This window comes from Mycobacterium simiae, from assembly GCF_010727605.1.
Taxonomy (GTDB): Bacteria; Actinomycetota; Actinomycetes; order Mycobacteriales; family Mycobacteriaceae; genus Mycobacterium; species Mycobacterium simiae.
In genome coordinates, this window is the sequence record NZ_AP022568.1 from 3,654,618 (window position 1) to 3,666,065 (window position 11,448).

Below are 11,448 nucleotides of genomic sequence, written 5' to 3' on the forward strand. Positions count from 1 at the left end.
GTCGGACGTTAGCGGTAAATTTAGACAGACATGACTGTGCACGCAACCGGCGCCGATACCAGCGCTGAGGTAGAGCAGCTGCTCGAGGGGCTCAATCCCCAACAGCGTCAAGCCGTAGTACACGAAGGTTCGCCGTTGCTGATCGTGGCGGGTGCGGGCTCCGGGAAGACAGCGGTGTTGACTCGTCGCGTCGGCTACTTGATCGCCGCGCGTGGGGTCGGCGTGGGTCAGATCCTGGCCATCACCTTCACCAACAAGGCCGCCGCCGAGATGCGGGAACGCGTGGTCAGACTGGTCGGTAACCGCGCTCGCGCGATGTGGGTGTCGACGTTCCACTCGACGTGTGTGCGGATCCTGCGCAACCAGGCCTCGCTGATCGACGGGCTCAATTCCAACTTCTCCATCTACGACGCCGACGACTCGCGGCGGTTGCTGCAGATGATCGGCCGGGACATGGGTCTGGACATCAAGCGGTACTCGCCGCGCCTGCTGTCGGTCGCGATCTCCAACCTCAAAAACGAGTTGATCGATCCGGACCGGGCCGTGTCCAATCTCACAGATGATTCTGACGACTTGGCCCGCACGGTCGCCTCGGTATACGCCGAATACCAGCGGCGCCTGCGGGCGGCCAACGCGCTCGACTTCGACGACCTGATCGGTGAAACCGTCGCGGTGTTGCAGACGTTCCCGCAGATCGCCCAGTACTACCGGCGCCGCTTCCGCCACGTCCTGGTCGACGAATACCAGGACACCAACCACGCCCAGTACGTCCTGGTGCGGGAGCTGGTCGGACGCACCGACAGCCGGTCCACCGACTCGAGGGCCGACGCGCCAGATCACGCGCCAGACCACGAGGTCCCGCCGGCCGAATTGTGCGTGGTCGGCGACGCCGATCAATCGATCTACGCGTTCCGCGGCGCCACCATTCGCAATATCGAAGAATTCGAACGCGACTACCCCGACGCCACCACTATTCTGCTCGAGCAGAATTACCGTTCGACGCAGAACATTCTGTCGGCCGCCAATTCGGTGATCGCCCGCAACTCGGGACGCCGCGAGAAGCGGTTGTGGACCGATGCGGGCGAAGGCGAGTTGATTGTCGGTTATGTCGCCGACAATGAACACGATGAAGCGCGGTTCGTCGCTGAAGAAATTGACGCCCTCGCAGAACGCGGCGAAATCACCTATAACGATGTAGCGGTCTTCTATCGCACCAATAACTCGTCGCGGGCGCTGGAAGAAGTCTTCATCCGCGCCGGCATTCCCTACAAGGTCGTCGGGGGAGTGCGCTTTTACGAGCGCAAGGAGATCCGCGACATCGTCGCCTACCTGCGGGTGCTGGACAATCCCGGCGACGCGGTCAGCATGCGGCGGATCCTGAACACCCCGCGGCGCGGGATCGGTGATCGCGCCGAGGCGTGCGTGGCGGTCTACGCCGAAAACACCGGCGCCAGCTTCGCCGACGCGCTGGTGGCGGCCGCTGAAGGCAAAGTGCCGATGCTCAATTCCCGCGCGGTAAAGGCGATTTCGGGCTTCGTCGAACTACTCGACGAATTGCGCGGCCGCCTCGACGACGACCTCGGCGATCTGGTCGAGTCGGTGCTGGAGCGCACCGGATACCGTCGGGAGCTGGAGTCCTCGACTGATCCGCAAGAATTGGCCCGCCTGGATAATCTGAACGAACTCGTCAGTGTCGCACACGAATTCAGCATCGATCAGGCGAACAATGCGGCGCTCGACGAGTCCGGGCAGGCGCCCGAGGATGAGGATGTACCCGAGACGGGGGTGCTGGCCGCATTTTTGGAGCGGGTGTCACTGGTCGCCGACACCGATGAGATTCCCGAACACGGGGCCGGCGTGGTGACACTGATGACGTTGCACACCGCGAAGGGGCTGGAATTCCCGGTGGTGTTCGTCACCGGCTGGGAGGACGGCATGTTCCCGCACATGCGGGCCCTCGACGATCCCACCGAACTTTGCGAGGAGCGGCGGCTGGCCTATGTGGGGATCACCCGCGCCCGGCAGCGGCTGTATGTGAGCCGGGCGATCGTGCGGTCGTCCTGGGGCCAACCCATGCTCAACCCGGAATCGCGCTTCCTGCAAGAGATCCCACAAGAACTGATCGAATGGCGGCGCACCGCGCCGACGCCGTCCTACAGCGCACCGGTGAGCGGGGCTGGACGGTTCGGGACGCCGCGCGTCGCGCCCACCCGCTCCGGCGCGAGCAAGCGCCCACTGCTGGTATTGGCGCCCGGCGATCGGGTGACCCACGACAAGTATGGGCTGGGCCGGGTCGAAGAGGTTTCCGGCGTCGGCGAATCGGCGATGTCGCTGATCGACTTCGGTAGTTCTGGCCGGGTCAAATTGATGCACAACCACGCGCCGCTGAGCAAGCTCTAGCGACGCCCCACTCGTCCGGTGATTCTTCCTGCTCGCGCCCTGATTTCCGGAAAAAATGCGAGCACCACACTCGCGACCGGCAACACCCACAGCGTGTAGACGATCCACGCGACGTGGGCTCCCGCAATGAACACGCCGCCGTAGGTCAGGATTGCGACCACCGCACCCGCCGTAATCAGGTGGCGTCCTACCGGACGTTCCCGCAGCAGCATGATCACGCCGGAAATCGTGGTCGAAGCGAATACCAGCGCCAGGAACGCGACAGCAATGCAGAACAGCCGATCGGTTTGCCACCAGCCGGCAATCAGATCGGTGGCCACCACCGACGTGGCCCAGCCGCTCACGATGCTGACCGCACAGGCGGCGATTCTTGTCCGCGACACCGGGTCATCGACCGGACCGCCCGCCGAGTCGGCACGCGCGGCCGCCCGGGTGTCTGGCTGGCCGGGTACTACTCGCGGGATGTGGGTGGTCGGCGACTCCGGGATGGTCGGCAGCGGCCCGGTCGGGGCGCGCCTGATGATCCGTGTTCGTGGTTCAGACGGCGGCTCGGAGGCCGCAGGGTGGTTTGGCGCAGTCACCTCAACCAGCGTAATTGCCGACGAAAAGTCCCCGCTTGGCCAACCAAGGCACCGGGTCGATCCGCTCGGTGCCGCCCTGCAGCACCTCGAAGTGCAGGTGCGGACCGGTTGAGTTGCCCCGGTTGCCCATGGTGGCGATCTGATCGCCGGCCATCACCCGCTGGCCCACACTGACCAGCGCGGTATTGATGTGGCCGTACAGGGTGACCGTGCCGTCGGCGTGACGCAGCTTGACCCACATGCCGTAGCCAGCGGTGGGACCAGCGTCGATCACGACGCCGTCGGACACCGCGAGGATTGGTGTGCCGATCGCGTTGGCCAGGTCGATGCCGGCATGCAGGACGCCCCACCGATAGCCAAAGTTCGAGGTGAAGATCCCGTGGGTGGGCATTACATACAGGGGCTGTTGCAGTCGCGCCTCGCGCTGCGCGCGGTCGTTGGCGAAGGCAACACCCTTGGCGAGTTCCTGATTGTGCAGCGCGGCACTGCCGGTCGGCTGCACGGCGACCACCTGCGCGCCCCGCGCGGGGTTGCCGCTGGACCCGCCGGTCAGCGCCGACGCGTTGGCGGTCAGCACCGTCTCGGCGTTGGTGGTGTCGGAGTGGCTGGTCGCGGTGTGCGCGGCGGCGGCCGCCGCACCGGCGGCCATCGCCGAGATCAGCAGGCGGCCGCGGGCTGCGCTGGTCGGCTGCTTGCGGTGCTGCCCGCCGCGCCGCGTCACGCCGAAAACGTCCGTTGTCGCCACGTCGGTGGGCCGCGAGTCGACGTCGAATGTGTCGGCGATCCGCAGCGCGACCCCGCCGCCGGCCGCGGAGGTGGGGGCGACCAGTCGCAGCGGGGTCAGGTCGTCGATTGCGTGCAGGTCGTCGAGCTCCGGCGCCAACAGCACCCGGGCTTCGTAGTCAAAAGGTGAGTCGTTACTAAGGTCCAGCTCGGCGAGCTCGACTGAGTCCACGAATTCGAGGTCGTCGAAGTCGAAGCCGTCCAGCGGCAGGATCTCGGTGACTTCGTTGCGGTGAGGTTGAGTCCAGCGGTCGCGGTGGTGACGACCAGCTCCCGACGACGCAGGAGAACGAACAAGACTGTGCTGGGACAACCTGGAATGTCCTCGTATCGTGACCATAACGTTATCTGGACCCTGAGACGGTATCCGTTGAGCGAACCGGCTGGCAACCTCGCAGCCGGATTGTGAACTGGATCACGTTTAACGCCCACCCGGCGTCTCGTGACCTGAGCCACATCGGTGGATGCGGCGGTGGGACCCGTTTACGGGGTGGATAAAGTTCCACCGTGCGAGTTGCCGAATCCGGCGTCGCCCAGCTGTAGGCCTTGCAAACAACTCGAGCGAAGACAGTGAGTTCATGGACCTTTTCGAGTATCAAGCGAAAGAACTGTTCGTTAAGCACAACGTACCTACCTCGCCCGGGCGGGTAACCGACACCGCCGAGGGTGCGAAGCAGATCGCGACCGAAGTCGGGGCGCCGGTGATGGTCAAGGCGCAGGTCAAGGTTGGCGGCCGGGGCAAGGCCGGCGGCGTCAAATACGCCGCGACGCCCGACGACGCTTACGAGCACGCCAAGAACATCCTCGGCCTGGACATTAAGGGCCACATCGTGAAGAAGTTGCTGGTCGCCGAGGCCAGTGAGATTGCCGAGGAGTACTACGTCTCGTTCCTGCTCGATCGCGCCAACCGCACTTACCTGGCGATGTGTTCCGTCGAGGGCGGTATGGAAATCGAAGAGGTGGCCGCCACCAAGCCCGAGCGGTTGGCGAAGGTTCCGGTGAGCGCCGTCAAGGGCGTCGACCTCGCATTCGCCCGCTCCATCGCCGAGCAGGGCCACCTGCCGGCCGAGGTGCTCGACGCCGCCGCGGTGACCATCCAGAAACTGTGGGAGCTCTTCGTCGCCGAGGACGCCACCCTGGTTGAGGTCAACCCGCTGGTGCGGACCCCGGATGACCAAATCCTGGCGCTGGACGGCAAGGTCACCCTGGACGCCAACGCCGACTTCCGTCAGCCCGGTCACGCCGAGTTCGAGGATCGCGACGCCACCGACCCGCTGGAGCTCAAGGCCAAGGAGCACGACCTCAACTACGTCAAGCTGGACGGCTCGGTCGGCATCATCGGTAACGGCGCGGGTCTGGTGATGTCGACGCTCGATGTGGTGGCCTACGCCGGTGAGAAGCACGGCGGGGTGAAGCCGGCCAACTTCCTGGACATCGGCGGCGGCGCTTCAGCGGAGGTGATGGCCGCGGGGCTGGACGTGATTTTGAACGACAAGCAGGTCAAAAGCGTCTTCGTCAACGTGTTCGGCGGCATCACCAGCTGCGACGCCGTCGCCAACGGGATCGTGACCGCATTGAACATGCTCGGTGACGAGGCCAACAAGCCGCTCGTGGTGCGGCTCGACGGCAACAACGTCGACGAGGGCCGTCAAATCCTTGCCCAAGCCAACCACCCGCTGGTGATCCAGGCCGAGACCATGGACGCTGGCGCCGACAAAGCCGCCGAGCTGGCGAACAAGTAAGGGAGCCAAGCCATGTCGATCTTTTTGAACAAAGACTCGAAGGTCATCGTCCAGGGCATCACCGGCGGCGAAGGGACCAAGCACACCGCACTGATGCTCAAGGCCGGCACCCAGGTGGTCGGCGGCGTCAACGCCCGCAAGGCGGGCACCACCGTGTCGCACGTGGACCCGGTCGGCAAGAACGTCGAGCTGCCGGTGTTCGGCTCGGTTGCCGAGGCGATGAAGGAGACCGGCGCCGACGTGTCGGTTGTCTTTGTGCCGCCGAAGTTCGCCAAGGACGCGATCATCGAGGCCATCGATGCCGAGATTCCGCTGCTGGTGGTCATCACCGAAGGAATTCCGGTGCAAGACAGCGCCTATGCCTGGGCTTACAACCTCGAGAAGGGCCCGAAGACACGGATCATCGGGCCGAACTGCCCCGGCATCATCACGCCGGGCGAGGCGTTGGCCGGCATCACCCCGGCTAACATCAGCGGCTCCGGTCCAGTCGGGCTGGTGTCCAAGTCGGGCACTCTGACCTACCAGATGATGTACGAACTGCGCGATTTCGGCTTCTCCACCTCGATCGGTATCGGTGGCGACCCGGTGATCGGGACCACGCACATCGACGCCATCGAGGCGTTCGAAAAGGACCCCGACACCAAGGTCATCGTGATGATCGGTGAGATCGGCGGTGACGCCGAGGAGCGGGCCGCCGAGTACATCAAGGCCAACGTGTCCAAGCCGGTCGTCGGCTACGTCGCGGGATTCACCGCCCCGGAAGGCAAGACGATGGGCCACGCCGGCGCCATCGTGTCCGGCTCGTCGGGCACCGCCGCCGCCAAGAAGGAGGCGCTGGAGGCCGCGGGGGTCAAGGTGGGCAAGACGCCGTCGGAGACCGCGGAGCTGGCCCGGGAAATCCTGCAGAACCTGTAGGCCCGCCGCGCGGGGCCTCGATTTGGCCGGGGCCCCGACTCTGCGGTAGATAGTTGGTCTATGAATCTCGACCCGAACACCCCCGTCGTCGTCGGGGTGGGGCAGTTCACCGAGCGCATCGAGGACTCCGGCTATCGCGGGATGTCGTCAGTGGAGCTAGCGACCGAGGCCGCCCGGGCTGCCCTGCATGACTGCGGGGCGGACGTCACCGCGGTAGCCGCCGCCATCGACACCGTCGCCGCGATCCGGCAGTTCGAGCTGTCCGGGCGCACCCCGGCGCCGATGGGCAAGTCGACGAACTACCCACGGTCGGTGGCTCAGCGCATCGGTGCCGCGCCGGCGCGGGCGATTCTCGAGCCCATCGGCGGTCAGGGTCCACAACATCTGGTCACCGAGTTCGCCGGTGTCATCGCCGCCGGCGGGGCGGAGGTCGTGATGATCTTCGGCTCCGAAAACACTTCCAGCATCCGGTATTTCGCCGACCGCGAGAAGCCGGACCATTCCGAGACGGTCGAGGGTTCCCTCGAGGACCGGGGGTTCGGCTACGAGGGCCTGTTCGACGACTACACCGTCGCCCATGGCCTCGTCGGGGCGCCCGCCCAGTACGCGCTGCTGGAAAATGCGCGCCGCAGCCGGCTGGGATTGAGCGTCGCGGACTACCGCCGCCGGATGGGCGAGCTCTTCGCCCCGTTCACCAAGGTGGCGGCGAAGAACCCGTTCGCGTCGGCCCCGGTGGAGCGCACCGTCGACGAACTGATCACCGTGACCGCGTCCAACCGGATGATCTGCGATCCCTACCCGCGACTGCTGGTGGCCCGTGACCAGGTCAACCAGGGTGCGGCCGCGCTGCTGATGTCGGTGGCCGCCGCCCGCCGACTGGGCGTGCCCGACGAGCGTTGGGTGTACCTGCACGGCCACGCCGACATGGTGGACCAGCCGCTGCTGGACCGCCTCGACCTGACCCACAACTCGGCCTCGGTGCTGGCGGTACGCGAGGCGCTCGCGGGCGCCGGTGTCGGCATCGACGACATTGCCACCTTCGACCTCTACAGCTGCTTCCCGGTGCCGGTGTTCAACTTCTGCGACGGGATCGGTTTGGCCACCGACGACCCGCGCGGGCTGACGCTCACCGGCGGCCTGCCGTACTTCGGGGGACCGGGCAACAACTACTCACTGCACGCCATTGCCGAGACGGTCAGCGAAATGCGGGACCTGCCAGGACAATTCGGCCTGGTCGCGGCCAATGGCGGGATCATGAGCAAGTACTCCGTGGGCGTGTACTCGACCACGCCGGTCAACTTCAAGCCCGACAACAGCGCCGCCCTGCGCGCCGAGGTCGCTGCGCGTCCCAAGATGCCGGTGACCGTCAAGGCCGACGGCCGGGCAACCATCGAGACCTATACGGTGCGCTACGACTGGCCGGTACGCACCGGGCTCATCATCGGGCGCCTCGACGACGACGGCAGCCGCTTCTTGGCGTTGACCGAGGACCCCGATTTGGTAGGGCTACTCAGCGACGGCGAGCCGCTCGGCGCGCCGATCGTGGTGCGGTCGACAGCCAAGGACAACGCGGAGAACAACCGGGCCGCGCTGGCCTGAGCGTCTACACCAGGGCAGCCAGCTTGCCCGCCAGCCGCTCGACGTAGGCGGAGACCTCGTCTACGGGCTTGTCCGGCAGACCGAACAGCACCTCGGTCACCCCGAGTTCGGACCAATGTGCCAGTTTTTCAGGCACCGGTTTGAAGTCCAGCGCGACGATCTGGGGGGCGCCGTCGCGGCCGGCCGCGGCCCACGTGTCCTGCAACAACTTCACCGGCTCGTCGATGTTGAAGTCACGCGGCGTGGTGATCCAGCCATCGGCGCTGCGCGCGATCCACTTGAAGTTCTTCTCGGTGCCCGCCGCACCCACCAGCACCGGGATATGCGACTGCACCGGCTTCGGCCAGGCCCAGCTCGGACCGAACTTGACGAACTCGCCGTCGTATTGGGCTTCTTCCTGCGTCCACAGCGCCCGCATGGCTTCCAGGTACTCGCGCAGCATGGTCCGCCGGCGCGCCGGCGGCACGTTGTGGTCGGCCAGTTCGTCGGTGTTCCAACCGAACCCGACGCCCACACTGACCCGTCCGCCGGACAGATGGTCCAGGGTGGCGATGCTTTTCGCCAGCGTGATCGGGTCGTGCTCGACGGGCAGCGCGACCGCGGTGGACAGTCGCACCCGCGAGGTGACCGCGCACGCCGCGCCCAGACTGACCCACGGGTCCAGCGTGCGCATGTAGCGGTCGTCGGGCAGCGATTCGTCGCCCGTCGTGGGATGGGCCGCCTCGCGCTTGATCGGGATGTGAGTGTGTTCTGGCACGTAGAACGTTGTGAAGCCATGGTCGTCGGCGAGTTTGGCCGCGGCCGCCGGGGCGATGCCCCGATCACTGGTGAAAAGCACGAGCCCGTAATCCATGCACAGAATTAGAACGTGTTCTACCTCTGTGGAGCAAGCGGCCCCCGCTACGTCGACCCGCAGACGGGCCGCTGAGACGATCGCTCCTGGTCGCGCCTAGGGGCCGGTCGCTCCCGCGCACCCGCTCGAACGTGCGCTAGCGTGGTTGATCGGTCGCGCGTAACGCAAACGCGGGCACGCCCTGGCGTCACCGACGGGCGAGCCCTGCAGACACGGCGTCGCACTGCAGCAGTGACGTCGCGCCCGACGAGGTCTTGAAGGCACTGGAAGCAACAGGAGGAGTCATGACCTACTCGCCCGGGAATCCCGGCTATCCGCAAGCGCAGCCAGGCGGCTCCTACCCAGGCGCCACACCGTCGTTCGCGAAAACCGACGACGGGGAAAGCAAGCTTCCCCTCTACGTCAACATCGCGGTGGTGGTGCTCGGTCTGGCGGTGTACCTGCTGAACTTCGGGCCCACGTTCGTGCTCAGCGCCGACCTCGGCCCGGCCTCCGGTGGACGCGCCGGTGACGCAGGCACCGCGGTCCTGGTCGCCGTCCTGGCCACGCTGCTCGCGGCGCTGAGCCTGTTGCCCAAGGCGAAGAACTACGCGGGCGTTGTCGCGGCCATCGCCACGCTCGGGGCACTGCTGTCGATTTCGGAAGTCATCAACACCCCGGCCGGATTCGCGGTCGGCTGGGCCATGTGGCCGCTGGTCGCCTGCAGTGTCCTGCAGGCCATCGCCGCCATCGTCGTGCTGCTGTTGGACGCCGGCGTCATCACCCCGCCGCCGCCGCGGCCCAAGTACGACCCGTACGCGCAGTACGGCCAATACGGTCAGTACGGCCAGCAGTACGGGGGACAGCAGCAGCACAGCGGCTACTACGGCCAACAAGGTCCGCAGCAGCACAACCCACAAAGCTATGGGTCGCAATACGGCGGATACTCCTCGAGCGCTCCGACACAGAGTGCGATCCCGACGACCGGTGGATTCGGCGCCCAATCCGCGCAGCCGGGGCCCCAGCCGGCGGCAGGCCACCAGGGTCCGTCGACGCCGCCGACCGGGTTCCCGAGCTTCAGCCCCCCGCCCGCTGCCGGCGGAACGCCCGAACAAGGTGGCGACCAGCCCTCGTCTCCCTCTGGACCGGCCCCGGCCTAACCGAGGGCTCTCGCGCCTCGTCGGGCCCGTGCGCCAGAAGTGAAAACGGTGTCAGAAAGCGAGGACAACCGGGCAGCGGGTGCCCGCCAGGCGCGGGACCTCGTCCGGGTCGCGTTCGGCCCGGCTGTCCTGGCCCTGATGGTCATCGCCGCGGTCACCTTATTGCAGCTGCTGATCGCCAACAGCGACATGACCGGCGCGCTGGGGGCGATCGCCAGCATCTGGCTGGGCGTGCACGCGGTACCGATCTCGATTGGCGGCCGCGAGCTGGGTGTATTGCCGCTGCTGCCAATCCTGCTGATGGTCTGGGCGACCGCGCGTACCACCGCGCGCGCCACCACCCGGTACTCCTCGTGGCTGGTGATCCGATGGGTTGTCGCGTCCGCGCTGGGCGGGCCGCTGTTGATAGCGGCGATCGCGCTGGCGGTGATTCACGACGCCTCGACGGTGCTGACTGAGCTGCAGACGCCCAGCGCGCTGCGCGCGTTCGTCAGTGTCCTGGCGGTGCACGCTGCGGGTGCGGCGATCGGGGTGGGTTCTCGGGTCGGTCGACGGGCACTGGCGGCGGCATCGTTGCCCTGGTGGCTGGGCGATTCATTGCGTGCGGCCACGGCCGGCGTATTGGCGCTGACTGGGTTGTCGGGCTTGGTGACCGCCGGATCGCTGGTCGTGCACTGGTCGACGATGCAAGACCTGTTCGGCATCACCGATTCCATCTTCGGGCAGTTCAGCCTGACTGTGCTCGCGGTGCTATACGCACCCAACGTCATCGTCGGCACGTCGGCGGTCGCGGTCGGATCCAGCGCCCATCTCGGGTTCGCGACGTTCAGCTCGTTCACCGTGTTCGGCGGTGACATCCCGGCGCTGCCCATCTTGGCGGCAGCCCCGACGCCGCCGTTGGGACCGGTGTGGGTGGCGCTGCTGATTCTGGGGGCGTGCTCGGGTGTGGCCGTCGGTCAGCAATGCGCCCGGCACCCCCTTCCTCCGGTTCCCGCGCTGCTCAAGCTGCTCGCCGCCGCCGCGGCCGGCGCCTCGGTGATGTCGCTTTTGGCCCTGGGCGGCAGCGGGCGGTTGGGCAACTTCGGCGAGGTGGGCGTCGACCAGGGTGCGCTGTGGATCGGCACCTTCTTCTGGTTCGCGGTGATCGGCTCGATCACGGTGGTGATGACCGGCGGAATCAGGCGCCGGCCCCGCCGTCCCAGACAGAAGCGCCCGGCGGCGTCTCCCGTTGAGGAGCCCATCCTCGATGAGCCCGGCGTCGACGAATCGGTGCCCCACGACTTTCACGAGCCCGGCTTTCAAGAACCCGACTTTCACGAGCCCGGCCACGCCGAAGATCCGGTGCCCGAAGAATCCGACCAACCCGCGGAATCCGACCAACCCGCCGACTCCGAGCGGCGCATCGCCGAACACGAGACCGAGGATTAGCTGAACGG

9 protein-coding genes are annotated in these 11,448 nt (G+C 66.6%); 6 read left to right on the plus strand and 3 right to left on the minus strand.

Annotation, left to right across the window (positions count from 1 at the left end; all coding sequences use genetic code 11):
- Positions 1 to 30 precede the first annotated feature (30 nt).
- Positions 31 to 2,400, plus strand: a complete 2,370-nt coding sequence (pcrA, locus tag G6N33_RS17220; protein WP_044508059.1) for a DNA helicase PcrA — start codon at positions 31 to 33, stop codon at positions 2,398 to 2,400.
- Here pcrA and G6N33_RS17225 read toward each other — a convergent pair.
- Complete coding sequence (locus G6N33_RS17225) at positions 2,397 to 2,981, minus strand: hypothetical protein (protein WP_231382463.1); 585 nt, start codon at positions 2,979 to 2,981, stop codon at positions 2,397 to 2,399. The genes pcrA and G6N33_RS17225 overlap by 4 nt on opposite strands.
- Position 2,982: 1 nt before the next feature.
- On the minus strand, positions 2,983 to 4,077 hold the full coding sequence (locus G6N33_RS17230; protein WP_408632734.1) for a M23 family metallopeptidase: 1,095 nt from the start codon (positions 4,075 to 4,077) through the stop codon (positions 2,983 to 2,985).
- A 265-nt stretch (positions 4,078 to 4,342) separates the two neighbouring features.
- Between G6N33_RS17230 and sucC the strand changes: the two genes are divergently transcribed.
- Genes sucC through G6N33_RS17245 form a run of 3 tightly spaced genes read left to right on the plus strand, consistent with a single transcriptional unit; the run spans position 4,343 to position 8,020 of the window.
- Positions 4,343 to 5,506, plus strand: coding sequence for an ADP-forming succinate--CoA ligase subunit beta (gene sucC / locus G6N33_RS17235; RefSeq protein ID WP_044508054.1), 1,164 nt, complete (start codon positions 4,343 to 4,345; stop codon positions 5,504 to 5,506).
- Positions 5,507 to 5,518: 12 nt separating this feature from the next.
- Positions 5,519 to 6,421 carry a succinate--CoA ligase subunit alpha gene (gene sucD / locus G6N33_RS17240; protein ID WP_044508052.1) on the plus strand — a complete coding sequence of 301 codons (903 nt, stop codon included), beginning with the start codon at positions 5,519 to 5,521 and terminating at the stop codon, positions 6,419 to 6,421.
- A 60-nt stretch (positions 6,422 to 6,481) separates the two neighbouring features.
- On the plus strand, positions 6,482 to 8,020 hold the full coding sequence (locus G6N33_RS17245) for an acetyl-CoA acetyltransferase (RefSeq protein WP_044508050.1): 1,539 nt from the start codon (positions 6,482 to 6,484) through the stop codon (positions 8,018 to 8,020).
- A gap of 4 nt (positions 8,021 to 8,024) precedes the next feature.
- Here G6N33_RS17245 and G6N33_RS17250 read toward each other — a convergent pair whose 3' ends face one another.
- A complete protein-coding gene (locus G6N33_RS17250) occupies positions 8,025 to 8,873 on the minus strand; it encodes an LLM class F420-dependent oxidoreductase (protein ID WP_101528098.1) in 849 nt (282 codons plus the stop codon).
- A 284-nt stretch (positions 8,874 to 9,157) separates the two neighbouring features.
- On the opposite strand from G6N33_RS17250, the gene G6N33_RS17255 reads away from it, so the two are divergent.
- Both G6N33_RS17255 and G6N33_RS17260 read left to right on the plus strand, forming a co-directional pair.
- Positions 9,158 to 10,012, plus strand: a complete 855-nt coding sequence (locus G6N33_RS17255) for a DUF5336 domain-containing protein (RefSeq protein WP_044508048.1) — start codon at positions 9,158 to 9,160, stop codon at positions 10,010 to 10,012.
- Between the two features lie 48 nt (positions 10,013 to 10,060).
- On the plus strand, positions 10,061 to 11,440 hold the full coding sequence (locus G6N33_RS17260; protein ID WP_408632735.1) for a cell division protein PerM: 1,380 nt from the start codon (positions 10,061 to 10,063) through the stop codon (positions 11,438 to 11,440).
- Positions 11,441 to 11,448: the final 8 nt, after the last annotated feature.

Bases quoted from the DNA above. Each gene is read 5' to 3' on its own strand.
- pcrA (WP_044508059.1), top strand. From the start codon at position 31: ATGACTGTGCACGCAACCGGCGCCGATACCAGCGCTGAGGTAGAGCAG.
- sucC (WP_044508054.1), top strand. From the start codon at position 4,343: ATGGACCTTTTCGAGTATCAAGCGAAAGAACTGTTCGTTAAGCACAAC.
- sucD (WP_044508052.1), top strand. From the start codon at position 5,519: ATGTCGATCTTTTTGAACAAAGACTCGAAGGTCATCGTCCAGGGCATC.
- G6N33_RS17245 (WP_044508050.1), top strand. From the start codon at position 6,482: ATGAATCTCGACCCGAACACCCCCGTCGTCGTCGGGGTGGGGCAGTTC.
- G6N33_RS17250 (WP_101528098.1), bottom strand. From the start codon at position 8,873: ATGGATTACGGGCTCGTGCTTTTCACCAGTGATCGGGGCATCGCCCCG.
- G6N33_RS17255 (WP_044508048.1), top strand. From the start codon at position 9,158: ATGACCTACTCGCCCGGGAATCCCGGCTATCCGCAAGCGCAGCCAGGC.